Source organism: Vibrio pelagius, assembly GCF_024347575.1.
In the GTDB taxonomy this organism is placed as follows: Bacteria; Pseudomonadota; Gammaproteobacteria; order Enterobacterales; family Vibrionaceae; genus Vibrio; species Vibrio pelagius.
Map to the genome: position 1 here is coordinate 2,912,074 of NZ_AP025503.1, position 24,297 is coordinate 2,936,370.

At 46.4% G+C, this 24,297-nt stretch carries 24 protein-coding genes; 13 read left to right on the plus strand and 11 right to left on the minus strand.

The window, feature by feature from the left end:
• Positions 1-271 precede the first annotated feature (271 nt).
• Positions 272-811 carry a PadR family transcriptional regulator gene (locus vsple_RS12965; RefSeq protein ID WP_032549984.1) on the plus strand — a complete coding sequence of 180 codons (540 nt, stop codon included), beginning with the start codon at positions 272-274 and terminating at the stop codon, positions 809-811.
• Positions 812-900: 89 nt separating this feature from the next.
• Here vsple_RS12965 and metF read toward each other — a convergent pair whose 3' ends face one another.
• The 3 genes from metF to vsple_RS12980 all read right to left on the minus strand — a co-directional run bounded on the left by metF (position 901) and on the right by vsple_RS12980 (position 5,667).
• A complete protein-coding gene (gene metF / locus vsple_RS12970) occupies positions 901-1,794 on the minus strand; it encodes a methylenetetrahydrofolate reductase (protein ID WP_261882191.1) in 894 nt (297 codons plus the stop codon).
• 277 nt (positions 1,795-2,071) lie between these two features.
• Positions 2,072-4,483, minus strand: coding sequence for a bifunctional aspartate kinase/homoserine dehydrogenase II (locus tag vsple_RS12975; RefSeq protein ID WP_261882192.1), 2,412 nt, complete (start codon positions 4,481-4,483; stop codon positions 2,072-2,074).
• Positions 4,483-5,667, minus strand: coding sequence for an O-succinylhomoserine (thiol)-lyase (locus vsple_RS12980; protein WP_261882193.1), 1,185 nt, complete (start codon positions 5,665-5,667; stop codon positions 4,483-4,485). Before vsple_RS12980 ends, vsple_RS12975 begins: the two co-directional genes overlap by 1 nt.
• A 209-nt stretch (positions 5,668-5,876) precedes the next feature.
• On the opposite strand from vsple_RS12980, the gene metJ reads away from it, so the two are divergent.
• On the plus strand, positions 5,877-6,197 hold the full coding sequence (metJ, locus tag vsple_RS12985; RefSeq protein ID WP_004415993.1) for a met regulon transcriptional regulator MetJ: 321 nt from the start codon (positions 5,877-5,879) through the stop codon (positions 6,195-6,197).
• 180 nt (positions 6,198-6,377) lie between these two features.
• On the opposite strand, the gene vsple_RS12990 is transcribed toward metJ, so the two are convergent.
• Both vsple_RS12990 and rpmE read right to left on the minus strand, forming a co-directional pair.
• Positions 6,378-7,664, minus strand: a complete 1,287-nt coding sequence (locus tag vsple_RS12990; RefSeq protein ID WP_261882194.1) for a malic enzyme-like NAD(P)-binding protein — start codon at positions 7,662-7,664, stop codon at positions 6,378-6,380.
• 207 nt (positions 7,665-7,871) lie between these two features.
• Positions 7,872-8,090: a 50S ribosomal protein L31 gene (gene rpmE / locus vsple_RS12995; RefSeq protein WP_255229734.1), complete on the minus strand. Its 219-nt coding sequence runs from the start codon at positions 8,088-8,090 to the stop codon at positions 7,872-7,874.
• A gap of 322 nt (positions 8,091-8,412) precedes the next feature.
• Between rpmE and priA the strand changes: the two genes are divergently transcribed.
• The 7 genes from priA (at position 8,413) to rraA (ending at position 16,287) form a co-directional block, all read left to right on the plus strand.
• Positions 8,413-10,614 (plus strand): primosomal protein N', encoded by a 2,202-nt coding sequence (gene priA / locus vsple_RS13000; protein WP_261882195.1) that lies wholly within the window; start codon positions 8,413-8,415, stop codon positions 10,612-10,614.
• A gap of 234 nt (positions 10,615-10,848) precedes the next feature.
• Entirely contained in the window at positions 10,849-11,853 is a 1,005-nt protein-coding gene (cytR, locus tag vsple_RS13005; protein WP_261882196.1) for a DNA-binding transcriptional regulator CytR, read from the plus strand.
• 121 nt (positions 11,854-11,974) lie between these two features.
• The gene (locus vsple_RS13010; RefSeq protein WP_261883171.1) at positions 11,975-12,508 is read left to right on the plus strand and encodes an SPOR domain-containing protein; all 534 of its coding nucleotides are present in this window, start codon (positions 11,975-11,977) and stop codon (positions 12,506-12,508) included.
• Positions 12,509-12,683: 175 nt separating this feature from the next.
• Positions 12,684-13,232 carry an ATP-dependent protease subunit HslV gene (gene hslV / locus vsple_RS13015; RefSeq protein ID WP_032549976.1) on the plus strand — a complete coding sequence of 183 codons (549 nt, stop codon included), beginning with the start codon at positions 12,684-12,686 and terminating at the stop codon, positions 13,230-13,232.
• A gap of 51 nt (positions 13,233-13,283) precedes the next feature.
• On the plus strand, positions 13,284-14,618 hold the full coding sequence (gene hslU, locus vsple_RS13020; protein WP_261882197.1) for an HslU--HslV peptidase ATPase subunit: 1,335 nt from the start codon (positions 13,284-13,286) through the stop codon (positions 14,616-14,618).
• A gap of 159 nt (positions 14,619-14,777) precedes the next feature.
• Entirely contained in the window at positions 14,778-15,695 is a 918-nt protein-coding gene (locus vsple_RS13025) for a 1,4-dihydroxy-2-naphthoate polyprenyltransferase (RefSeq protein ID WP_261882198.1), read from the plus strand.
• Between the two features lie 73 nt (positions 15,696-15,768).
• Positions 15,769-16,287: a ribonuclease E activity regulator RraA gene (gene rraA / locus vsple_RS13030; RefSeq protein ID WP_255229729.1), complete on the plus strand. Its 519-nt coding sequence runs from the start codon at positions 15,769-15,771 to the stop codon at positions 16,285-16,287.
• Positions 16,288-16,357: 70 nt separating this feature from the next.
• On the opposite strand, the gene zapB is transcribed toward rraA, so the two are convergent.
• Positions 16,358-16,600, minus strand: a complete 243-nt coding sequence (gene zapB / locus vsple_RS13035) for a cell division protein ZapB (RefSeq protein ID WP_255229728.1) — start codon at positions 16,598-16,600, stop codon at positions 16,358-16,360.
• A 324-nt stretch (positions 16,601-16,924) separates the two neighbouring features.
• Here zapB and glpX point away from each other — a divergent pair, with 324 nt between their 5' ends.
• The 3 genes from glpX to vsple_RS13050 all read left to right on the plus strand — a co-directional run bounded on the left by glpX (position 16,925) and on the right by vsple_RS13050 (position 19,152).
• A complete protein-coding gene (gene glpX / locus vsple_RS13040) occupies positions 16,925-17,932 on the plus strand; it encodes a class II fructose-bisphosphatase (RefSeq protein ID WP_261882199.1) in 1,008 nt (335 codons plus the stop codon).
• Positions 17,933-18,079: 147 nt separating this feature from the next.
• The gene (locus vsple_RS13045; protein WP_255229726.1) at positions 18,080-18,697 is read left to right on the plus strand and encodes a helix-turn-helix transcriptional regulator; all 618 of its coding nucleotides are present in this window, start codon (positions 18,080-18,082) and stop codon (positions 18,695-18,697) included.
• A 116-nt stretch (positions 18,698-18,813) separates the two neighbouring features.
• The gene (locus vsple_RS13050; RefSeq protein ID WP_261882200.1) at positions 18,814-19,152 is read left to right on the plus strand and encodes a DUF3135 domain-containing protein; all 339 of its coding nucleotides are present in this window, start codon (positions 18,814-18,816) and stop codon (positions 19,150-19,152) included.
• Between the two features lie 246 nt (positions 19,153-19,398).
• Here the strand turns inward: vsple_RS13050 and vsple_RS13055 are convergent, their stop codons facing one another.
• Together vsple_RS13055 and vsple_RS13060 are read right to left on the minus strand one after the other, a co-directional pair.
• A complete protein-coding gene (locus tag vsple_RS13055; RefSeq protein WP_255229723.1) occupies positions 19,399-19,821 on the minus strand; it encodes a DUF805 domain-containing protein in 423 nt (140 codons plus the stop codon).
• Positions 19,822-19,869: 48 nt separating this feature from the next.
• On the minus strand, positions 19,870-20,217 hold the full coding sequence (locus tag vsple_RS13060; protein ID WP_255229722.1) for a 5-carboxymethyl-2-hydroxymuconate Delta-isomerase: 348 nt from the start codon (positions 20,215-20,217) through the stop codon (positions 19,870-19,872).
• Between the two features lie 235 nt (positions 20,218-20,452).
• Between vsple_RS13060 and tpiA the strand changes: the two genes are divergently transcribed.
• Positions 20,453-21,229 carry a triose-phosphate isomerase gene (tpiA, locus tag vsple_RS13065; RefSeq protein ID WP_261882201.1) on the plus strand — a complete coding sequence of 259 codons (777 nt, stop codon included), beginning with the start codon at positions 20,453-20,455 and terminating at the stop codon, positions 21,227-21,229.
• A gap of 147 nt (positions 21,230-21,376) precedes the next feature.
• Here tpiA and pfkA read toward each other — a convergent pair whose 3' ends face one another.
• The 3 genes from pfkA to vsple_RS13080 all read right to left on the minus strand — a co-directional run bounded on the left by pfkA (position 21,377) and on the right by vsple_RS13080 (position 24,237).
• Positions 21,377-22,339, minus strand: a complete 963-nt coding sequence (gene pfkA, locus vsple_RS13070) for a 6-phosphofructokinase (RefSeq protein ID WP_255229721.1) — start codon at positions 22,337-22,339, stop codon at positions 21,377-21,379.
• 314 nt (positions 22,340-22,653) lie between these two features.
• The gene (gene fieF, locus vsple_RS13075) at positions 22,654-23,562 is read right to left on the minus strand and encodes a CDF family cation-efflux transporter FieF (protein ID WP_255229720.1); all 909 of its coding nucleotides are present in this window, start codon (positions 23,560-23,562) and stop codon (positions 22,654-22,656) included.
• 165 nt (positions 23,563-23,727) lie between these two features.
• Positions 23,728-24,237 carry a CpxP family protein gene (locus vsple_RS13080; protein WP_261882202.1) on the minus strand — a complete coding sequence of 170 codons (510 nt, stop codon included), beginning with the start codon at positions 24,235-24,237 and terminating at the stop codon, positions 23,728-23,730.
• Positions 24,238-24,297: the final 60 nt, after the last annotated feature.

A 24,297-nucleotide genomic window follows, 5' to 3' on the forward strand; every position in this document is an offset into this window, starting at 1 on the left:
TTTTTTGGGTTATTTTGTCCATGTATTCTACTTTATGCTTATTATTTAGATATACTACTCCCCCGCTGCGAAAACACTCCAATCAAAACATTTCGCAGCACTGGACTAGGCAATCTAGTCCGACTAGGTGATAAACGGCTTTATAAGGTGACACAACCAACAACAAAGAGTGTTGGTGCAACTTAAACATAAACCAATATATCGTGCCGCAAGAAGCACACTTGATGTTTAAGTTTTTGTTTACTGTTTATTGACCATTTGGATTGAAGACATGTCATTACCACACGTAATTCTAACCGTTTTAAGTACACGCGATGCTACTGGTTACGATATCACTAAAGAATTCTCAGCAAGCATTGGATACTTCTGGAAAGCTAGCCACCAACAAGTTTACCGCGAGCTAAACAAAATGGCTCAAAACGAGCAAGTAACTTGCGTACTAGAGCCTCAAGAAGGAAAACCTGACCGTAAAGTTTACTCAATCACAGACGCCGGCCGTCGTGCTCTTGGAGAATGGTTCGAACAACCAACAGCACACCCAACTGTACGTGATGAGTTCTCAGCAAAACTGATGGCTTGTGCTGTACAACCCTCAGCTGCATACCAAGTACAACTTTCTGAATTAGTTGAAGAGTCACGCAAGCTGGTTTCTCATTACAAAGAGATCGAAGCGGCTTACTACGCAACGCCATCAACACTAGATAAGCAAGCGCGTCTAGAGCGACTCACACTGCGTCGTAACCTGCTGATCCGTGAAGCGTGGATCATGTGGGCTGAAGAAGTTCTACTAGAGCTTGAAACACTAGCATAAGTCCGACCCTGGTGATGTCACCAGAGGCTAGATAAGCAAAAGGCTTGAATACTGAGTATTCAAGCCTTTTTGTATCTGCTAGGCAGGGTTTAAGCAACTTGAGGGCGTACACCTAGAGTGTGGCAAAGTGCGTAAGTCATCTCAGCACGGTTCAGTGTATAGAAGTGGAAATCTTTGACACCTTCACGGCTTAGCGTTCTCACCATATCAATCGCTTGACTCGCACCTACCAGTTGGCGCGTTGTTGGGTCATCGTCTAAGCCTTCAAACTGTTTTGCCATCCAACCCGGTACTTTGACATTATTCATCGCCGCAAAGCGAGACGCTTGTTTAAAATTAGATACCGGTAGAATACCCGGCACAATTTCAGCCTCAATACCAGCAGCAACACAACGATCACGAAAACGTAGGTAGCTCTCTACATCAAAAAAGAACTGAGTAATGGCACGGTTGGCGCCAGCGTCTACTTTGCGTTTTAGGTTGAGTAGATCAGCTTGTGCGCTCTTCGCTTCTGGGTGTACTTCAGGGAAAGCGGCCACTGAGATATCGAAGTCATGGCGAGCTTTAAGCAGTTTAACAAGATCTGATGCATACATCTCTGGCGCACCGCCACCTGGAGGAATATCGCCACGCAGTGCAACGATACTTTGAATTCCATTCGCCCAGTAATCGTCAGCGATCTGAATCAACTCTTCACGGCTTGCATCAATACACGTTAGGTGTGGTGCTGCAACAAGGCCAGTCTGATCTTTGATCTCTTTGATGATTGAGTGAGTACGATCACGTTCACCAGAGTTCGCACCATAAGTTACCGATACAAACTTAGGCTGTAGTGTTTTCAGACGGTGTACAGAGTTCCACAGTGTCTCTTCCATCTTCTCATTACTTGGCGGAAAAAACTCAAATGACACATTAATGTTGTCAGAAAGCTCAGCAATGTTCTGATTCAAAGCGTCTATGTGACTTGCGTGCGTGTATCCCATCTTACTCTCCCTGTGGCCAACTCAGCCACCAAAATCTCAAACCTTCAAACCGACGTTTAGACGTCTATATGTCCACAGGATGTATTGAATACGATTTAATGTCAACAGATCCATTATGAATTATTCTCAAGTTGATCGTGAGTAATCTTCAAGTCGATAAGTGGGTCGCAAACCAATAATAACGTACAAAAAAGGCTGAAAAACACATTGTGCTTTCAGCCTTATTTATCTTAGTGAATAGTATGCTATTTACGCTTTCAAACCATCGATCTGAGTTTTAGAACAAGCTCGACATTCTGTTCAAATCGGACTGAATCGCACCGGCCGTTACCTCACGTCCAGCGCCAGGACCACGAATCACCAATGGATTATCTTTGTACCATTTACTCTCAATCGCAAAGATGTTGTCACATGGTAGCAAGTTAGCAAGGGCGTGCTCTTTCGATAGCGCTTCAACCCCCACCGTTGCCTTGCCGTTCTTCTCAAGGCGTGCAACATAACGCAGTACTTTGTGCTGAGACTGAGCCTTCTCTAAACGCTCAGCCAACTCTTCACTTAATATCGATGCTTTATCAAAGAAGTCATCGAGAGAGAGGTCCTGTAGCTCTTGAGGGACGAGAGATTCCACTTTGACGTTCTCAGGTTCAATATCCAAACCTGATTCACGCGCCAGAATAACCAACTTACGCATCACATCTGAACCATCAAGATCTGAGCGAGGATCGGGTTCTGTTAAACCTTGTTGCCACGCTAAGTCCACCAACTCACTGAATGGTACTGAGCCATCAAATTGTTGGAACAGCCAAGATAGAGTGCCTGAGAAGATGCCTGACAGGGCAATGATGTCATCACCACTCTCACGCAAGTCACGCACTGTATGGTTAATTGGTAAGCCAGCTCCCACGGTCGCGTTGTACAACCAATGGCGACTGATCTTAGCGAACGCATCTTGTACCTTATGGTAATACTCACTCGATGCAGAACCTGCGACTTTGTTAGCCGAGATTAGGTGAATGCCTTGTTGAGCGATATCCAAATACTTGTCAGCTAACACTTTGCTCGCCGTCACATCCAGTACCACAACTTCATCGTAACCTTGGATTGAACCTAACTTGGTTAACCACTCACCATCCTTATACTCTACCGCCTCGTCATTAAAGCGATCCACAACTGTGCGAGCATCGATACCTTGTTCGTCATACCAATAAGTTTGACTGCCTACCACCGCAACCAACTCAAAGTTCATGCCACGGCGCTTTTCTAGCTCACTCTTTTGCTCAGCAAACAGTGATAGCCAGCTTGAGCCGATGTTTCCTTTGCCACACAAAGCAATCGCAACACGCTTCTGAGCTTGGAACAGCTGAGAGTGAATGCCTTTTACTAAGGTTTCCGTTTCCGACTTACGAATGACAGCCACCAAGCTCAAGCGAGATTGAGATTCTGAGATAAACTCAACCGGTACACTCTTAAGTTGTTGGTAGAAACCGTAGCAGTGGTTCGGATTCTTAGTGACACCAGCACCTACCGCAGCAACCAGTGAGTAACCCTCTCTGAGTTTGATTTCCGCTTCAATCGCGTGGTCTTGAAGATATTCAAGCGCTCCACCCGCGATCTCTTCAGTATAAGCAAGACGCAGACAATGTTTATCCGCTTGCAGCTCGTAAGCTAGTGGCTCAAGCTGAGCACGCTTAAGTCCCTCAAGCACCTCACTCTCAAGGCGCTCAAAGTCATGGCCGTGACCAAAGGTAAGCTGAATCAGTAGTACATCGTCCAGAGAGGTGATGATCTTAGCGCCGCGACCCGATGCTAAGACGCGCTCAATCTGAGTTGAACCCGATTCCGGTTGATAGCTGCAACGTAGGCTAAGATCCATTGCGCTCTGAGCAACAGGCTGCAGGGTTCGGCTGTGTAGCACTGGCGCTGCCAAACGTGCTAGCTCGCTTGCTTCATCAAGACGCAGCAAAGGCAGCAAACAAGCATCAGAGACCAATCTCGGGTCAGCACTATACACACCGGCCACATCACTCCAAATCGTCACGCGATCGACTTCCGCTAGTGCGCCAATCACCGTCGCTGAGTAATCCGAACCATTACGACCTAAAAGCACCGTTTCACCCGCGCTGTTTTGCGCCATAAAGCCGGTAATCACGACACGGCAATGAGCGTGTTGCGCAAGAGACTCTTTAATCAATGCGTATGAACGAGCGCGATCCACCTCTGGCTGAGCACCCGCTTCGGCACGCAGAAAATCTCGTGCATCTTGCGCTACAGCTTGGAGATCACTCTGACATAAAAGCGCCGCTAGTAAGCGAGACGACCACACTTCACCATGACCTAGCACAGCCGCTTTTTGTGCCTCATTTAATGGCGCGGTTAATTCACCTAAAGCCGTAAACTCTCTTTGTAGAGTTGTGGTTAACTGCTCTGCTACTTCGCCCTCTAACAGATCTGAAACCAACTCGAGTTGGAACTGACGCAGAGATTGCAGACACTCATGAGCCAAACGTCCATCTTTATCCAGCGCCTCTAAAAATTCGATCAATCGGTTCGTGGTTTTGCCTGCCGCAGACACCACTACCAAGTCTGTTTCGCTAGAGTACTCTTTGAGAATACTGACTACACGCTGATAGCACTCAGGGTTTGCCAAGCTGCTACCACCAAATTTATGCAATTGGCGAAAGTTAGCCATTACTTGTTCTCCCCGTTATCGATGAACTGCTGCGCTTTAGCAAAGGCTTGTTCAAGATCCGCAATCAAGTCTTCTGCATCTTCAAGGCCGACTGAGAGTCTCAGAAGCTGATGAGAAACACCCGCTTCCGCTAAAGCTTCTTCGCCCATTGCGCGGTGTGTCATTGAAGCGGGGTGACAGATCAAGCTCTCAACACCACCCAAAGACTCTGCCAATGAAAACAGCTCTAGTTCACCAACAAAGAGCTTAAGTGCCTCGAAAGAACCAGCAAATTCAAAGCTCAGCATAGACCCAAAACCGGACTGCTGCTTCTTCGCAATCTCATGACCTGGATGCTCAGGCAGGCTCGGGTGATAAATGGTATCAACCAAAGGTTGTTTCTGTAGCGCCGTTAGAATCTCACGAGAGCTCTCTTCATGCACACGCATACGCGCACCTAGTGTGCGAATACCACGTAGCGTCATGTAGCTATCAAATGGTGTCCCCGTAGCACCAATGCAGTTCCCCCACCAAGCCAGCTCTTCAGCGTGCTCTTCGGTCTTAGTAATCACTACGCCGCCGATCACATCTGAGTGTCCATTGATGTATTTAGTCGTTGAGTGGATAACGAAGTCAGCACCCAGCTCTAGAGGCTTTTGGAACACAGGAGTCAAGAAGGTATTATCCACCGCCACCAGCGCACCTACCTCTTTTGCCTTACGGCAGGTTTCTGCAATGTCGACGACACGCACCAGTGGGTTTGATGGCGTTTCCAACAAGATCAATTTAGGCTTGAGTGCGATCGCAGCATCGAATGCAGCTTGATCCGATTGATCGACAAACAGCACCTTAAAGTCACCCTTTTGTGAACGAGTATTGAAAAGGCGGTAAGTACCACCGTAGCAGTCGTGTGGCGCCACAATCAGATCATCACTACCAAGGAAAGCGGAAACCCAAAGGTTCAATGCAGAAGTACCACAGTTGGTCACAACGGCCCCCATACCAGACTCCAATTCAAACAGAGCAGTCTCCAATAAGCCACGGTTTGGGTTACCTGAGCGAGTGTAATCATACTTAGGCACTTCACCAAAAGCGGGAAAACCATAGTTAGTCGACAGATAAATAGGTGGAACAACGGCATGATGTTGAGTGTCTGACTCGATACCAGTACGTACGGCGATGGTTGCTGGTTTCCGGCTGCTCATAGGTGTTTCCTTACAGGTTTTGGCGTCTGAGAATCACAGCAGCTTGTCGGGGTTTGGCGGCTGTGTTAGATATATGTGATTCACTTTACTTTCATAAGAATGAGACGTCAACACTTCTAGACGTCTATATGTCTTTGCTTATGGCGGTAAATCCCGCTAAAATCCCCCCTATTAAATTAATCTAACAACTAAAGTGATGAAGGTACGCAATGGCCGACTGGAATGGTGAATACATAAGCCCATATGCTGAGCATGGAAAGAAAAGCGAACAAGTAAAGAAAATTACAGTTTCTATCCCTCTAAAGGTACTGAAAGTTCTAACTGACGAGCGTACCCGCCGCCAGATTAACAACCTGCGCCATGCAACAAACAGTGAGCTACTGTGTGAAGCCTTTCTGCATGCATATACTGGTCAGCCTCTACCAACAGATGAAGACCTACGTAAAGACCGCCCAGACGATATCCCAGCCGAAGTGAAAAAGCTGATGACAGAGATGGGTATTGAGTTCGAAGCGTTTGACGAAGAATAATCATAACTCAGTCACTACCTTCAACATTTGATTCGCTTTAGCTGAGCCATATTGATTGCCGAAATCATCCAGCATGAGTTTAAGGCATAAAAAAACCGACTCCAGATGAGTCGGTTTTTTATTATTCTCTTCGCTCTACTAAATGACGATTACGCCATCCAGTCTCTATGCCATATGCTTCTATGCCATATAGTTTGCTGGCATCTCGATACGAGCCACACCTGAATCAACCGCCGCCTGAGCCACAGCTTTTGCCACGCGAGGCAATAGACGTGGATCCATTGGCTTAGGAATGATGTAGCCTTTACCAAACTCAAGTGCATCAGCACCTGCTGCTTTTAGTACGTCTGCAGGTACTTCTTCTTTTGCAAGTTCACGAATCGCTTCCACTGCCGCTAGCTTCATTGCATCGTTGATTTCGCTTGCACGAACATCAAGAGCACCACGGAAGATGAATGGGAAACACAGAACGTTGTTGACTTGGTTCGGGTAATCACTACGGCCAGTACCCATGATAAGGTCGCTACGAACTTCGTGAGCAAGCTCAGGCTTGATTTCTGGATCTGGGTTAGAACAGGCGAATACGATCGGCTTGTCAGCCATTAGCTTCAATGATTCTGCTGGTAGCAGGTTAGGACCTGATACACCTAGGAATAGGTCTGCACCTTCAATCACATCTTCTAGAGTACGCTTGTCAGTGTTGTTCGCGAACAGTTGCTTGTATTCGTTCAGATCGTCACGACGAGTGTGAATCACACCTTTGCGGTCTAGCATGTAGATCTTCTCACGCTGCGCGCCACACTTGATCAGCAGTTCCATACATGCAACTGCCGCTGCACCTGCACCCAAACAAACAATCTTACACTCTTCCAGCTTCTTACCTTGAAGCTCAATCGCATTCAACATACCCGCAGCTGTTACGATCGCAGTACCGTGCTGGTCATCGTGGAATACAGGAACATCACAACGCTCGATTAGACGGCGTTCAATTTCAAAACAGTCTGGTGCTTTGATGTCTTCTAGGTTGATGCCACCGAATGTATCGGCAATGTTCGCTACTGTATCTACGAACTCATCGATTGTGCGGTGTTTTACTTCAATATCGATAGAATCTAAACCTGCAAAACGCTTAAACAGTAGCGCTTTACCTTCCATTACTGGTTTAGAAGCAATAGGACCTAGGTTACCTAGGCCAAGAATCGCCGTACCGTTAGAGATAACTGCAACCATGTTGCCTTTACCTGTGTACTTGTAAACGTTATCCACGTTCTGTGCGATTTCACGAACTGGCTCAGCCACACCTGGGCTGTAAGCAAGGGCCAGATCTTCTGCAGAATTTGCAGATTTTGTCAGTTCAACGGCAATTTTGCCAGGAATTGGGAACTCATGATAATCAAGAGCTTGCTGACGGAATTGTTCTTGAGGTGATAGTTCTTCAGATTGAGGTTGGAGAGTGTCATCAGACATGGGTGTAGGTTTCCTAGAGTATTATTATTGGGGGAATCCGTTTTATATTAATGGATGTACTTCAAAGTTCCTAGGTGGTAAAGCCCCCTGTCTCACTAAAAAACGAGAATTCACTACTAATAAGACCAGTGCCCAGTTGAAATTACTAAATGCCAGATAACAAAAAAGGACACCGAAGTGTCCTTTTTCATGTCTACTAAGCGAGAATTACTTCTTGCTAGATAGAGCACCGAAACGCTTGTTGAAGCGATCTACACGGCCGCCTGTATCAACGATACGTTGCTTACCAGTGTAGAATGGGTGACATTTGTCACATACGTCTAGGTGGATAGACTCTTTACCTAGAGTAGAGTTGAATTCAAATGTGTTGCCGCAAGAGCAAGTAGCTGCTACAGCTTTGTATTCTGGGTGGATTCCAGCTTTCATGGGATAACCTCAAGTAGGCCGTGTCGCTATACGATTCTAAGCCGCACACCACACGTAGTTTAAAAAGAAATAAAGACACCGCACCTCACGAAAACGTGATGAAGCCATACCTTTAAGGCGCAGTATAGTAATGAATCTGTTAGGTAGGATCAACCAGTTTGGATGATTTTTTCGCCACTATTGCAGGATTTCTTCTTATATTGCCTTTTTATGCTTTGCGTAGCGCCATCACCGACTTTAGCAAACAAACTGCTTCTCGAATTTAGTGCCCTTATCCTTTAGACTGGTTGCCCTGCACTCTCCAGAATTAACAAGCGAATTTATGCGTCCAACAATTGCCCGAGTGGCTCTGCCAGTCCCTTTAGATAAACAGTTTGACTACAAAATCCCAGGTCATTTGTTTCCTATTATTGGTGGACGCGTCTCGGTTCCGTTTGGTCGTCAAACTCTGACTGGTATTGTCACGGCTCTGGTCAATGAGTCTGAGTTTGAATTTGACAAACTTAAGTCGATTAAGTCTCTACTCGACAATCAACCTGTATGGCCTGACTCGGTCTATTCCTTGTTAGTATGGTGCAGCCAGTTCTATCAGTATCCATTAGGCGAAACCTTTGCTAACGCCCTGCCAAGCGCATTGCGTAAAGGTAAACCCGCAGACTTCGCGACACTGGTCGAGTGGCAAATCACACCACAAGGTAAAGATCAGTTGATGCAAGGCTTTGGACGCGCAGTCAAGCAAGCCAAAGTCATGCACTTGCTTGAAAATGGCCCTATTCCACATCAAGAGTTTATTGACCAAGAGATCTCAAGCTCGGTACTCAAAACCCTGGAAGAGAAAGGCTGGATAGAGTCTCGCGAGAAAAAGCCGACCCGTTATGCATGGCCAAGCGATCTTGAAAACGACCAAGACAAACCAAAGCTTAATGAAGAGCAGGCGATCGCGATTGCGACGGTGAATAGCCAAACCGAGTTCGGTTGTTTCCTATTAGAAGGTGTTACTGGTTCGGGCAAAACCGAAGTTTACTTAAATATGATTAAACCGGTGCTAGAACAAGGCAAACAAGCTCTGGTTCTGGTTCCAGAAATCGGTCTGACCCCGCAAACCATCAACCGCTTTAAAAAACGCTTTAACGTACCTATTGAAGTGGTGCACTCGGGGTTAAATGACTCTGAACGCCTAAACGCATGGCTATCTGCTCGAGATAAGATTGCGGGCATTGTGATTGGCACTCGTTCGGCTCTATTTACGCCGTTTGCTGACCTCGGCATCATTATTGTCGACGAAGAGCATGACGCGTCATATAAGCAACAAGACAGCCTGCGTTACCATGCGCGTGATGTTGCTATCATGCGCGCCCACAAAGCGCAGATTCCGATTGTGCTTGGCTCTGCAACGCCTGCATTTGAAACTCTACACAATGCACAAATTGGTAAGTATGGCCATCTAACGCTGAGCTCACGTGCAGGTGCAGCCGTTCCGACCACCAACAAGGTGCTCGATGTTAAGGGGGAGTATCTTGAGAGTGGCCTTTCAGCGCCTTTGATTGCTGAGATGCAAAAACATCTCAAATCTGGCAACCAAGTGATGCTGTTCTTAAATCGTCGTGGCTTCTCTCCAGCATTGATGTGTCATGACTGTGGCTGGACGGCAGAGTGTAAACGCTGTGACGCCTACTACACCTATCATCAATACAGTAATGAGATGCGCTGTCACCACTGTGGCTCTCAGCAACATATTATTCATCATTGCCAAGGGTGTGGCTCAGCCAATCTGGTTACCGTAGGTGTCGGCACCGAGCAGCTCGAAACACAACTTGGTCAACTGTTCCCTGAATACAAAACCATACGTATTGACCGTGATAGCACCCGTCGCAAGGGCAGCCTAGAGAGTGCCTTAGAGTCGATTCGCCGCGGAGAGTACCAGATTTTGATCGGCACTCAGATGCTGGCCAAGGGGCACCACTTTCCCGATGTCACTCTAGTCGCGCTGCTCGACGTCGATGGTTCGCTATATAGCAGTGACTTTCGGGCCTCAGAACGCCTAGCTCAACTGTTTATTCAAGTCGCAGGCCGTGCTGGACGAGCAAGTAAGCCTGGTGAAGTGATTCTGCAGACTCACCACCCAGAACATGGGTTACTGCAGGCGTTGCTACATAAAGATTACAACCACTTTGCTCAGACTGCTCTCGCCGAGCGTAAACAGGCGATGCTGCCGCCCTATACTTTTATGACGCTATTTCGTGCGGAAGCCAATGACCCACATCTTGTTGAAGAGTTCTTAAGGCAGGTGCGTCACACCTTAGAATCGCACCCACTGTTTGATCAGTTCTGTATGGTGCTTGGCCCTACTCCAGCGCCACTGGCTAAACGTGCAGGAAAATCTCGTTGGCAGTTGATTTTGCAAACCCAAACTCGCTCACTTATGCAGAAGTTACTCATGAGTGCGAAACCTGCCATAAATATGTTGCCACTCGCAAAAAAGGTACGTTGGTCGCTCGACATCGAGCCACAAGATCTCAGTTAAACCATACTCGCTTAAAATTACTGATAAGTTTATTCACGGAAATTTCATATTTATCGTGATCAGATTCACACTAGTCATGTGATTTTTGTTAATCTAGCCGTAACTTTGTATTGGCTAAACACATAAAATATTGCAATAAAAAAAGTGTTAGCAACACTTTCATAATATCAATCAATTATATAATTATTCACGCCTTAGTCAGAGGCAATAAAGGAATTAGAGAGGGTTTATTTTATGGCGACAATGAAGGATGTTGCCCAGTTGGCAGGTGTATCAACAGCGACAGTATCGCGAGCGCTGATGAACCCTGAAAAAGTATCGGTGACGACTCGAAAGCGAGTTGAAACAGCGGTACTCGAAGCTGGATACTCACCCAACACTTTAGCTAGAAACTTACGTCGCAACGAATCTAAAACCATCATCACCATCGTTCCTGATATCTGTGATCCCTACTTCGCTGAAATCATTCGCGGTATTGAAGACGCTGCCGTTGAAAACGACTACTTGGTGCTTCTAGGTGATAGCGGACAACAGAAAAAGCGTGAGAGCTCGTTCGTAAACTTGGTCTTCACCAAGCAAGCAGACGGTATGCTGCTACTGGGAACCGACCACCCATTTGACGTCAGCAAAGCCGAGCAGAAAAACCTGCCACCAATGGTTATGGCGTGTGAATTCGCTCCAGAGCTTGAGCTACCAACGGTACATATCGATAACCTGACCTCGGCATTTGAAGCGGTGAACTACCTAGCTCAGCTGGGTCATAAGCGTATCGCTCAGATCTCAGGCCCGACATCAGCAACTCTCTGCCAATTCCGCCAACAAGGCTATCAACAAGCACTGCGCCGCGCAGGGGTTACCATGAACCCAGCCTACAGCACGGTCGGTGACTTTACCTTTGAAGCGGGTGCACAAGCCGTTCGCCAACTGCTTGCACTGCCAGAGCAACCAACCGCTATTTTCTGTCACAATGACGCAATGGCAATTGGTGCGATTCAAGAGGCGAAGAAACTAGGTCTGCGCGTTCCACACGATCTATCGATTGTCGGCTTCGATGATATTCAGTTTGCCCAATACTGCGATCCACCGTTGACAACGATTTCCCAACCCCGTTACGAGATTGGACGTCAGGCGATGTTGATGATGCTTGATATGCTCAAAGGCAATGATGTTCAAGCTGGCTCTCGTCTGCTTGAAGCGAAACTGGTCGTTCGTGGGAGTACGGCACCACCGCGCATGTAATCCATGAAAATAGACTCATAAATCTGCGGCACATTTTGATGTGCCGCTTCCATTTCTGCACTATTATCCTCGCGCATTCTGGATTACCATGAGTGCAGAATCACTAACATTTGAAAGACTTGTGGCTAATAGAGATTATGTAAAGCGCGGCCGTGGAAATAAACGCACGGCTAAAAAACCTGCCCCTCGCCGAAAACCTTGGCGTAGCGGTCTTTTGGCGATCTTACTGGCTGGTGGCTTTGGCTACGGCTTGTATCTGTTAAGCAATGATCCTGAGCCGCCACCGCCAACTGTGGTGACTAAGCCCAAGCCGAAACCTAAGCCAGCCAAGGTTATCCCACCACCACCCGAGGAGAAGTGGGATTACGTAGAAACCTTGCCTAGCCGAGAGGTAGAAGTCAAAGCCAAAGAGCAGCAGATTTCTAAGATACCATACATCATGCAGTGTGGTGCGTACAAAACCTCAGCTCAAGCTGAAGCGCGTAAGCTCGACATTGCTTTCCAAGGCATATCAAGTGATATCCGCAAGAAAGAAGGCAGCAGCTGGTATCGTGTGGTACTTGGTCCTTACAAACTGAAGCGTGACGCTGAGCGTGATCGCCACAAATTACAAAGAGCCAAAATCGAGCCGTGTGCGATTTGGAAAGATCAATAAATCACACAATGAAAACCTCCACTTTTGGGGGTTTTCTGGTTTCTAAGCCAGCACCTCTTTCTACTGCCCTACCTGCATAAATTGCCCTGCATCCACCAAGGCAACTTGAATTCTTAGTAGGCCATCCTCATATTGTTTTTATACCCAAAGATAAAAAGATAAAGAGGCCCTACTCGTGACTACCATTGTATCTGTACGTCGTAATAATAAAGTCGTCATCGCGGGTGATGGACAAGTATCTCTAGGCAACACTGTAATGAAGGGCAATGCCCGTAAAGTACGTCGCCTATACAATAATAAAGTACTGGCAGGTTTCGCTGGCGGTACAGCAGATGCTTTCACGCTATTCGAAAAATTTGAAAGCAAGCTGCAAATGCACCAAGGTCACCTAACCAAAGCTGCCGTTGAGCTGGCGAAGGATTGGCGTAGTGATCGCGCTCTGCGCAAGCTAGAAGCCCTATTGGCCGTTGCCGATGAAACCGCCTCTCTGATCATCACTGGTAACGGTGACGTAGTACAGCCAGAGCACGACCTAATCGCAATTGGCTCAGGTGGCAACTTTGCACAGGCAGCGGCGACAGCCCTACTAGAAAATACCGATTTAGATGCTCGTGAAATCGCAGAGAAGGCGCTAACTATTGCAGGCGACATCTGTGTGTTCACCAACCATCACCACACTGTTGAAGAACTAGAAAGCACCGTTGAGCTACCGAAACCGGAATAAGACTCAAACCAATATTGCACCCAACAGTGATTCAAGAATTAAGGAATAGACATGTCTGAAATGACCCCTCGTGAAATTGTTCATGAACTGAACCGCCACATCATTGGCCAAGAAAACGCGAAGCGCTCTGTAGCTATCGCCCTTCGTAACCGCTGGCGTCGTATGCAGCTAGATGAGAGCCTGCGTGTTGAGGTTTCTCCTAAGAACATTCTGATGATCGGTCCAACCGGTGTGGGTAAAACGGAAATTGCTCGCCGCCTAGCGAAACTTGCAAACGCACCTTTCATCAAGGTCGAGGCAACGAAATTCACTGAAGTCGGCTACGTGGGTAAAGAAGTAGAGACCATTATCCGTGACCTAACCGACGTTGCGATCAAGATGACTCACCAACAAGCGATGGAAAAAGTAAAGTTCCGCGCTGAAGAGCAAGCTGAAGAGCGTATCCTTGATGCCCTTCTTCCACCAGCTCGCGATGCTTGGGGTCAAAACGAACAAGCAGAGGAAGGCTCGTCAAACACCCGTCAGATTTTCCGCAAAAAGCTGCGTGAAGGTAAGCTAGACGACAAAGAGATCGAAATCGATGTTGCAGCGCCACAGATGGGCGTTGAAATCATGGCACCTCCAGGCATGGAAGAGATGACAAACCAGCTACAAGGCATGTTCCAAAACCTTGCTGGTGATACCAAGAAGAAACGTAAGCTGAAAATCAAAGACGCGTTCAAGGCTTTGACTGAAGAAGAAGCGGCAAAACTGGTTAACCAAGAAGAGCTGAAAGAGAACGCAATCTTCAACGTTGAAAACAACGGTATCGTATTTATCGATGAGATCGACAAGATCTGTAAGCGTGGTGATAGCTCGGGTCCAGACGTCTCTCGTGAAGGTGTTCAGCGAGACCTACTACCACTTATTGAAGGTAGCACGGTATCGACTAAGCACGGCATGGTGAAAACAGACCATATCCTGTTTGTTACTTCGGGTGCATTCCAAGTGGCTAAGCCATCGGATCTGATCCCTGAGCTACAAGGCCGTCTACCAATCCGTGTTGAACTTGAAGCGCTATCAAGCCACGACTTCAAGCGCATCCTGACTGAGCCAAAAGCGTCTCTAACTGAGCAATACATCGCTCTAATGAAGACAGAAGAGGTAGATGTAGAGTTCACCGAAGATGGCATCACTCAGATCGCAGAAGCGGCATGGCAAGTCAACGAAACGACCGAAAACATCGGTGCACGTCGTCTACACACGGTAATGGAACGTCTAATGGATGAGATTTCATTCGAAGCGACCGACAAAGCCGGTAGCAAGTTAGTGATTGATGCTGGTTACGTGAAGTCTAAACTAGGCGAATTCGTTGAAGACGAAGACCTAAGCCGCTTCATTCTGTAGCACAAAAATATCCAACTTGTTGCTCTAACGCAAAGAAACAGCAAGCTGTTAACCAATTTCACGGCCCACTCTCGAGTGGGCTTTTTATTACCTAAAAAATGAGCGTATACTCGAAATACGGTATGACACAGTGTCCTTACAACGACAAATAGACCTACGATGAAACAATCTCTACTGATTTGGCTTGATGCCGCACGACCAAAAACTCTGCCTCTCGCACTCGTCTCTATTCTTACAGGAAGTAGTTTAGCGTTCGCTAGCGATCAGTTTTCTCTCTCCATTGCTTTGTTGGCTTTTCTCACTGCAACCTTGCTGCAGATCCTTTCCAACCTCGCTAACGACTATGGCGATGCGCTGAAAGGCACCGACAATGAAAAGCGCCTAGGTCCAATGCGTGCGATGCAGTCGGGCGCAGTCTCCGCCGCAACCATGAAGCAGGCCATCATCCTAAATATTGTGTTTACCATAATTGCTGGACTTATCTTAATTTTCCATGCCCTATCCTCTATTGAGAGCATTCTCTCTTTCATCGGTTTGGGTGTGCTGGCAATTGCAGCCGCGATCGCCTACACCGTCGGTAACAAACCTTATGGTTATATCGGTTTAGGTGACCTGTCGGTATTCATCTTCTTTGGCCTGCTTGGTGTATCTGGGACTTACTTCCTGCACACTGGTCACATCGAACCAAGTCTATTCTTACCCGCTTTGGGCTGTGGCTTGATGGCGGTGGCCGTACTTAACATCAACAACATGCGTGACATCGAAAACGACAGTGAGTGTGGTAAACGCACCATGGCGGTTCGACTAGGACAGCGCAGAGCTAAGCAGTATCACTTTGTGCTGCTGAGCGTGGCAGTGATTGCTTTCGCGAGCTACCTGCTTATTCAAGATAAACCTGTCTGGATTAGCCTGCCATTTTCACTGAGTATCATCACCGTTTATAAACACGGTAAGGCCGTTTGGGATACGGAAAAACCCGCGCAAATCGCACCTATGATGCCTGTTATCGTGAAATGTTCTCTGGTGACTAACTTATTGTTTGCTAGTGTTGTTGTAGCTCAAACTCTATTGACATAATTCAGACTAATCATTGCAAAGGGATCGAGCACCGATATACTCAAAGTAAGCTCATTGTTCAAAAGGTACGCGAATGGAATACAACACTTCAGCACTGTGCGACATCTATCTAGACCAAGTGGATGTCGTAGAGCCGATGTTCAGCAACTTTGGTGGAAGAGCCTCCTTTGCTGGACAGATCACTACACTCAAATGTTTCGAGGACAACGCGCTGATCCGTTCCGTTCTAGAGCAAGACGGCTTAGGTCGTGTTTTACTGATTGATGGTGGTGGCTCGCTACGTAAAGCGCTGATTGATGCCGAGTTAGCACTGTTAGCCGAAGACAATGAGTGGGAAGGTATTGTTGTGTATGGCTGCGTACGTGAAGTCGACGAACTAGAAGATATGAACCTGGGTATCCACGCGCTCGCCTCCATCCCGGTTGGCGCTGTGCAAGATGGCGTTGGTGAAGTTGATGTTCCCGTGAATTTTGGCAGCGTTAGCTTCCTACCTGAAGATTACCTCTATGCCGACAACACCGGCATCATTCTCTCGCCAGAGCCACTCGATGTAGAGTTCGAGCTTGATGATGAAGATGATGACAATCAATAGTTGATACAAAAATGCCCGCTAACCGAGTAGCGGGCATTTTTTCTTCAACGTTTATCGCAGCAAAAGTGGATTACTCAACTTCGTCCATCTTGCCTAGTAGGCTGCGAATGCGGTCTTGCCATGCTGCATGTTCTTGCTGCATTTGCTGAGTTTTTTGCTCTAGCTCTTCACGGCTTGCTTTTAGCTCACCAGCTTCTGCCGCTAGCTGCTGCTTCTCTTCTTTTAGCTCTTCTACTTCCATTTGCAGAAGTGCAATAGTATCAACTGCTGTTTGAATTTTTGCTTCTAGTTGCTCTAGTACTTCAAAAGACATTCTGGCCTACCTTTAAGTTATCCATTTGATGTTGAAGGTTCACTCCACTTATTGCCCCATTCTACTCAGCAGAGCACGGATAAACACTCTATATCTTCGATATTTTGCGCCATTCGATGAAAAAAACATCGCTTTTTACCGAATATTGACGTTAATTGTGTCAGCACGATTACTTAACTGATTATTTCGGTGAATATTTTAAAATTTCTGCTCGACTTTGATCGTAAACAAAGTCACAAAAGCAAAAAAGCAAACGTTTCCTTTGAACTATGGTAAAATCCGCCGCGAAATTTCTATTCCCCCTTTGAAAATTTTGGAGTCCGCATGAAACGCGATTTAGCAATGGCATTTTCTCGTGTCACTGAAGGTGCAGCACTAGCAGGTTATAAATGGCTTGGCCGTGGTGATAAAAACGCTGCCGATGGTGCCGCAGTAGAAGTCATGCGTAGCCTACTCAACAAAACCGAAATCAGTGGTGAGATCGTGATCGGTGAAGGCGAAATCGATGATGCTCCGATGCTATACATAGGCGAAAATGTCGGTGTTGGTGGTGATGCTGTTGATATCGCCGTCGATCCAATAGAAGGGACGCGTATGACGGCGATGGGCCAGTCAAACGCACTGGCTGTACTAGCTGCCGGTGAAAAAGGCAGCTTCCTCAAAGCGCCTGATATGTACATGGAAAAACTGGTTGTTGGCCCTGGAGCTAAAGGCGCTATCGACCTAGAAAAGCCACTAAAAGAGAACCTAGAGAACATTGCTAAAGCACTGGGTAAATCTTTAGATACGCTTGTAGTAACCACGCTAGCGAAACCTCGTCACGATCAAGTGATCGCAGAGATGCAAGCGATGGGCGTACGCGTATTTGCTGTACCAGATGGTGACGTAGCCGCTTCTATCCTAACTTGTATGCCAGACAGCGAAGTAGACGTGATGTACTGCATCGGTGGCGCACCAGAAGGTGTGGTATCAGCAGCAGTAATTCGTGCGCTAGATGGCGACATGCACGGTCGTTTGCTGCCACGTCATGAAGTGAAAGGCGACAACGAAGAGAACCGTAAGCACGGTGAACTGGAACTTGAGCGTTGTGCTGAAATGGGCGTAACTGCAGGTGTAGTTCTAAAAATGGAAGACATGGCGCGCAGTGACAACGTTGTATTCTCGGCAACAGGCATCACTAAAGGTGATCTGCTAGAGGGCATCACGCGTCAAGGCAACATCGCAACCACAGAGACTCTACTGATTCGTGGCCGCTGCCGTACCATTCGTCGTATCAAGTCGATTCACTACCTTGAGCGTAAAGACCCAGAAGTGATCGATCACATTCTTTAATAACGATCATCACCCCATTCTGTTTAAGGCTAGCATTTCGATGCTGGCCTTTTCTTTTTGTAGCGATGTTACAGGTTGGCTATAGTAAATGGTTTGCTTTATAAATACCTTGCCTCATAATAGTAAGGTTCATGAGGTAGGGATAGTATGAAAACAAGCGACAGAATTTTACACACCATTAAGCGCCACGGGGCCGTTACTGCTAAGCAGCTCGCACAAGAGTTTGGCATGACGACTATGGGTGCAAGGCAGCACCTCCAAAGCCTAGAAGATGATGGTATTCTGGCGTTTCATGACGTGAAAGTGAAAGTTGGCCGCCCAACGCGTCACTGGTCTCTAACCCAGCAGGGGCACAATCAGTTTTCTGACCGCCACGGTGAATTGACTATTCAAGTTATCGATGCGGTTGAGAATCTGTTTGGAAAAGAGGGCCTCGCTAAAGTCGCTGCCGAGCGAGAGCAATCGACTCTAAAGCAGTACCAACAAGCCTTGGTTAACTGCGATGACCTTCTTAGCAAGCTTCAAACCCTCACTCAGCTGCGTGAAGATGAAGGCTACATGGCAGAGCTGCACGATGAAGGTGATCACTACGTCTTGATTGAGAACCACTGCCCTATCTGTAAAGCCGCAACGCGCTGTCCAAGCTTATGCCAATCTGAGTTAAACGTGTTTACAGAGCTACTCAAAAATGACTGCAATATCAGTCGTTCCGAGCACATTATTGCGGGTGAGCGTCGCTGTACATATACAGTGATTCCGTTTTAGTGCTGTAGACAGCCACTGTCTCAAATTTGAGAAGAACACAAACTGAACAAAAAACAACCAAATTCTTTCTTAAGCTTAAAGTATCTCACTCACGATGCATTACTAAGGAAAGAAAGATGGGACATCCTCAACCCAATCTCAAACTGCCCCCTTTCGATGAATTGGTTGAACTTGCTCAGAGAGATCCGAATGCGTTCAACCAACTTAAACAAGAAATGTGTGAACAGATGATCTGCTCCGCCTCTCACATTATGCAAGACAGACTGCGCGCCCAACAAAGCCACATTGACTTAGTGGTCAGCCGCTGTAAAAACCCGCACCAAGCCAACGTTGTATTAATGCGAGAGCTACGTTGTCAAGTCTGCAAGTTTCAGGAAGCACTGCAGGGTAATAGCTTGAACTCAGAACCACCACAAGCGACCATCATTGCATTTAAACCAAGGAACACCGACTAATACCAATCGTAGTAAATAATTGCTCACACTAGCTTGTTAAAATGCTCGATAACTGCGTTAGAATTTTTAATTGTAGAATAACTACTTATCGAAAAATTCTGCCTTGTTCTCAAGCCTTTTTCCTGCGCTATTTTTGATCACTTACTTACTGTGATTGGTATAACCCTTAGGGAAGCGATACAAAAAAGGAGGCGACATACCTCCTTTTTCTTTCAAAACATTCTTAGCACAGTGCTTGTTTGCACCTTACTCCGGCTCATCACCGTAATCATTACGACCTTCTGTGCCCTTCAAAAAGCCACACTCAACCAGAATCCACAGGCCACACACCAATGCGGCAACCGTCGCCACCATGTGAACAGGTGAAACGGTTTCAGCGGTTGGTGTCGCCATTGGCGATGCTAGGCGCCCTAAAACTAAAGGCACATTCAGTAGCAGCCACATATTTGATTTATTACGGTCATGCCAGCGCTTTGCCGTCACTGCCAAATCAGGAATCACCAACATCAATAAGAAAATTGGCAATAAGATGTATGAGTATGCAGGGAACAACACAGAGATACCGGAGGCAAAGCCCGTAATCGCAACGTAGTAAAATACGTTCCAAATCCAGTAGGTTTTACGGCTGATTCTTCCTTGGAAGGAAAACAGTAACGCTTTCATCGACATCTTAAATACACTCTAATTTGGGATGCGGCCAAAATGGGCTGCAAAAATTTAATTAATCACTTTTTGAAAACTGTTGATGTCCATATCGCGAATGTTCACTGTCAAACTTCTTACATGGCTTGCTTGTTCTTGCAATACCACCATTAGTGCTCGTGACAGCTCCCTTTTCTGCTCATCTGTGCGACCAGAGAGTAACTCAAAACTGATATGAATAAAGTCCACACTGTCGTCTTCTTCCCCCACTAGCCAATTATGGCAACGCAGAGAACGAGATTTGACAGAGGATGCATCAAACAATCCACAGTGTAATGCAACTTGATGGAGATCTTCTAGCAAACCTTGTACATTCACTCGCTCATCCACCGAGTTTGAGTACTCAAGAACTAAATTTGGCATGGTTACTTCCTATTCTTCACGCAATCGTTTGTCCTTTAATATCAAGTAACCGTGAAAAATCCGAGAAGTTCACTATTATTCTGTCTGTTAGATCACTGATATCTGTTTATTATCTACTCTGACCAATCGATAAGATCCCATAAAGACATGACCACAATCATGATCTAACGCGTTTTATCTGTTATATTCTTACGAAGATTTTTTACATTAATTGATTAAATACGGAGATATTCCTATGCGTCGTCCTGTAGTGATGGGTAACTGGAAACTTAACGGTAGCAAAGCAATGGTAACTGAGCTGCTAACTGGTCTTAACGCTGAACTTGAAGGCGTTGAAGGTGTAGACGTAGCAGTAGCTCCACCAGCACTTTACATCGATCTAGCTGAGCGTCTTATCGCAGAAGGCGGTAACAAAATCATCCTAGGTGCACAAAACACTGACCTAAACAACAGCGGTGCTTTCACTGGCGACATGTCTCCAGAAATGCTGAAAGACTTCGGTGCTTCTCACATCATCATCGGTCACTCTGAGCGTCGTGAGTACCACAACGAATCAGACGAGTTCGTCGCTAAGAAATTCAAATTCCTACAAGAGAACGGCCTGAAGCCAGTTTTCTGTATCGGTGAATCTGAAGCGCAAAACGAAGCAGGCGAAACAGAAGCAGTATGTGCGCGTCAAATCAACGCAGTTATCGACGCTTACGGCGTTGAAGCTCTAAACGGCGCAATCATCGCTTACGAACCAATCTGGGCTATCGGTACTGGTAAAGCAGCAACAGCTGAAGATGCACAACGCATCCACGCTTCTATCCGTGCAATGATCGCTGAAAAAGACGCAGCAGTTGCTGAGCAAGTAATCATCCAATACGGTGGTTCTGTTAAGCCTGAAAACGCTGAAGCTTACTTCGCACAACCAGACATCGACGGTGCTCTAGTTGGCGGCGCAGCTCTAAACGCAGCTGGTTTCGCAGCTATCGCTAAAGCAGCAGCTAAAGCAAAAGCAAAAGCTTAATTTAGACTTCTCAGTTTAAATTGAAGGAAGGGTCAACTGCGGTTGGCCTTTTTATTACCTGTCACCCAAGCCTAACTTTCATATATTCAGGCATAAAAAAACCGCTGACACTGCAGCGGCTCTTTACACTTTTAAACTAAGACCGGCTTAGAATAACTCTTCGGCAACCTTGAATAGGTCTGAACGATCTGGGTTTTTCATGTTCTCGATACAGTCGATGATATCGTGATGAACAAGCTGCTCTTTCTCGATACCAACACAACGACCACCGTGACCATCTTTAAGTAGGTGAACTGCGTAGTTACCCATACGAGAAGCCAGTACACGGTCGAATGCTGTTGGGCGACCACCACGTTGGATGTGACCAAGAACCGTTGCACGAGTTTCGCGACCAGTCGCGGCTTCGATCTCTTTCGCTAGCTCATTTGCATCCATCATCAGCTCAGTCAGTGCGATAATTGCGTGCTTCTTACCTTTAGCAATACCGTCTTGGATATTTTGGATAAGCTGCTCTTTATCTAGACCTGTTTCAGGCGTGATGATGTACTCACAACCACCAGCAATCGCAGACATTAGGGTTAAGTCACCACAGTGACGACCCATGATCTCAACAATAGAGATACGTTGGTGTGAAGATGAAGTATCACGTAGGCGGTCGATGTTGTCGATCACAGTGTTCAGTGCGGTTAGATAACCGATTGTGTAGTCAGTACCGGCGATATCGTTATCGATTGTGCCTGGTAGACCGATACATGGGTAGCCCATTTCAGTTAGCTTCTTCGCACCCATGTAAGAACCGTCACCACCGACAACAACAAGTGCTTCAATGCCGTGTTTTTTCAGGTTTTCGATACCTTTTTGGCGAACTTCAACTTCTTTGAACTCAGGGAAACGTGCAGAGCCTAAGAAAGTACCACCACGGTTGATCACGTCAGATACGCTAGAGCGATCCAGTTTCTGAATGCGATCTTCAACCAGACCTAGGTAGCCATCGTAAATGCCGTAAACTTCGATACCAGAAGACAACGCTGTACGAACAACACCACGAACTGCTGCGTTCATACCAGGTGCGTCACCGCCACTTGTTAAAACACCGATTTTCTTAATCATGCTCACCCTCAATATTTGGGAATTTATTATTCAATTCTTGCTCTTGCTGATTGTATATCAACAAGATTTTAAATCTATATTTGTGCGCTATGTTACATTTACTCAACAGGAATACCACTCAAATCGCACAAATTTATGTAACTTTTCTACTTCTGTAGGAGTATTACAGTTTTGCTCAATAACTTTGTTGATTCACATCAGAATCAACATTAATTGTTATTGGCTGATTTTTTTATCACCAAAGTACTAGTGAATTTTACTCAATGTAGTCCAAAAATTCCCCACTTACCATTTAGGCTGAGCCGCGAGTCTCGCTACCAAGAGCGAAATTTTTGCTTCTTCTCTGGGCCAAACACCACCGAGTAAGGATCTTGATGGATCAGTACATCAGCATCAGGGAACACCGACAACAACTTGTCCTCAACATCATCGGAAATGCGATGCGCTTCAATAAGTGGCATCTCATCTTCTAGCTCTAAATGCAGCTGGATAAACCGCACTGGACCTGAGCGTCGAGTTCTGAGCTGATGAACCCCTAAAACACCTTCAATGCTTAACGCAACTTCCTTAATTTGAGCTAATTCCTTATCGGGTAGCTTTCTATCAAGCAGAGACTGAATCGCCTCCATCGCCATTTGATAAGCGCTATAAAGAATATAGCCACCAATCGCTATGGCAAAAATTGAGTCTGCTTGCGTGAAACCCAACCAGCTCAAGCCTAGAGCCAACATAATGGCAGCATTCATATACAGGTCAGACTGATAATGGAGAGAATCTGCAGCAATGGCTTGGCTGCCTGTTTTCTTCACCACGTGTTGTTGGAAACGGACCAGAGCAAAGGTCACCAAAATGGCAAACAGGCTAACATAGATACCCAGTTCTGGAGAGTTAAGCTCATGAGGTCTAAAGAAGCGTTCGACGCCGTTTAAGATAAGGAAACAGGCAGAACCAGAGATGAACATGGCTTGAGCCAACGCTGCCAATGATTCGGCTTTACCATGACCGAAAGTGTGTTCCCTATCGGCAGGCTGCAATGAATAACGCACCACCAATAGATTGACTAATGAAGCGGCGATATCGAGCAGTGAGTCGACCACGGAGGCTAAGAGACTCACCGAACCTGTCACCCACCAAACGGCAACTTTAACGACCAATAAGAGAGTCGCGACGATAGTGGCTGCCCAAGCCGCAAGTGTCACGAGACGAGCGTATTCTGCTTTCATATTCTGACTATTGTTGGATCTATTGCACAAAGTATAACCTGACAAAAACCGATTGAATATGACAGTCAATCACTTAAATTTTTGTAATCGCGATCAAAAAAAGCGACACATGGTCGCTTCTTTGGTTTTGCTCATCTAGCTCAGGCGTGGTGTCACGCTCAGTACTTAGCTGTCTTTATTTGCACGCTTTTCCATTTTCTCTACACACTTAGCCATACGCTCTTGTTGCAGTTCCGTTAGCTTTGTTTTCTGCGCAGGAGTTAAAACACTCATCATTTCGTGCTGCTTTTTCAACATAGCAACGCGGCGTTCTGTCTGTTTCTCTACCATTTGGCTAGCCAGTTCGTTGGCTGCGGCTTCATCGAAGGTGTCTGCCAGAACCAATGCTTGAACTTGTTCGCGATGCGCCTTCATCTCTGCCATTTTTTCAGCTTTGTTCGCAGAGCGCTTCTCTTTCATCGCCGCTCTGTCTGCTTCACGCATCTCTTTAAGCTGCTCTTTCTGCGCATCTGTTAGGTCTAGTTGACGCATGATCTTCTTATCGAAACCGCCACACTTACCGTGCATACCTTTGTGGTCACCTTTATCACCGCCACCATACGCATACGCACTTGCTGTACCAAACACTAGTGGAAGAGCTGCAGCTGCTAGTACAAGTTTCTTAGTCATTTTCATAATCTTTGCCTCAAATTGGTATAATCATTCGTGTGTCTGCGTCTGTTGGTCAGCGCTTGA

Coding starts and splice junctions, on each gene's coding strand:
- vsple_RS12965 (WP_032549984.1), top strand. CDS start 272: ATGTCATTACCACACGTAATTCTAACCGTTTTAAGTACACGCGATGCT.
- metF (WP_261882191.1), bottom strand. CDS start 1,794: ATGGGATACACGCACGCAAGTCACATAGACGCTTTGAATCAGAACATT.
- vsple_RS12975 (WP_261882192.1), bottom strand. CDS start 4,483: ATGGCTAACTTTCGCCAATTGCATAAATTTGGTGGTAGCAGCTTGGCA.
- vsple_RS12980 (WP_261882193.1), bottom strand. CDS start 5,667: ATGAGCAGCCGGAAACCAGCAACCATCGCCGTACGTACTGGTATCGAG.
- metJ (WP_004415993.1), top strand. CDS start 5,877: ATGGCCGACTGGAATGGTGAATACATAAGCCCATATGCTGAGCATGGA.
- vsple_RS12990 (WP_261882194.1), bottom strand. CDS start 7,664: ATGTCTGATGACACTCTCCAACCTCAATCTGAAGAACTATCACCTCAA.
- rpmE (WP_255229734.1), bottom strand. CDS start 8,090: ATGAAAGCTGGAATCCACCCAGAATACAAAGCTGTAGCAGCTACTTGC.
- priA (WP_261882195.1), top strand. CDS start 8,413: ATGCGTCCAACAATTGCCCGAGTGGCTCTGCCAGTCCCTTTAGATAAA.
- cytR (WP_261882196.1), top strand. CDS start 10,849: ATGGCGACAATGAAGGATGTTGCCCAGTTGGCAGGTGTATCAACAGCG.
- hslU (WP_261882197.1), top strand. CDS start 13,284: ATGTCTGAAATGACCCCTCGTGAAATTGTTCATGAACTGAACCGCCAC.
- vsple_RS13025 (WP_261882198.1), top strand. CDS start 14,778: ATGAAACAATCTCTACTGATTTGGCTTGATGCCGCACGACCAAAAACT.
- rraA (WP_255229729.1), top strand. CDS start 15,769: ATGGAATACAACACTTCAGCACTGTGCGACATCTATCTAGACCAAGTG.
- zapB (WP_255229728.1), bottom strand. CDS start 16,600: ATGTCTTTTGAAGTACTAGAGCAACTAGAAGCAAAAATTCAAACAGCA.
- glpX (WP_261882199.1), top strand. CDS start 16,925: ATGAAACGCGATTTAGCAATGGCATTTTCTCGTGTCACTGAAGGTGCA.
- vsple_RS13045 (WP_255229726.1), top strand. CDS start 18,080: ATGAAAACAAGCGACAGAATTTTACACACCATTAAGCGCCACGGGGCC.
- vsple_RS13050 (WP_261882200.1), top strand. CDS start 18,814: ATGGGACATCCTCAACCCAATCTCAAACTGCCCCCTTTCGATGAATTG.
- vsple_RS13055 (WP_255229723.1), bottom strand. CDS start 19,821: ATGTCGATGAAAGCGTTACTGTTTTCCTTCCAAGGAAGAATCAGCCGT.
- vsple_RS13060 (WP_255229722.1), bottom strand. CDS start 20,217: ATGCCAAATTTAGTTCTTGAGTACTCAAACTCGGTGGATGAGCGAGTG.
- tpiA (WP_261882201.1), top strand. CDS start 20,453: ATGCGTCGTCCTGTAGTGATGGGTAACTGGAAACTTAACGGTAGCAAA.
- pfkA (WP_255229721.1), bottom strand. CDS start 22,339: ATGATTAAGAAAATCGGTGTTTTAACAAGTGGCGGTGACGCACCTGGT.
- fieF (WP_255229720.1), bottom strand. CDS start 23,562: ATGAAAGCAGAATACGCTCGTCTCGTGACACTTGCGGCTTGGGCAGCC.
- vsple_RS13080 (WP_261882202.1), bottom strand. CDS start 24,237: ATGAAAATGACTAAGAAACTTGTACTAGCAGCTGCAGCTCTTCCACTA.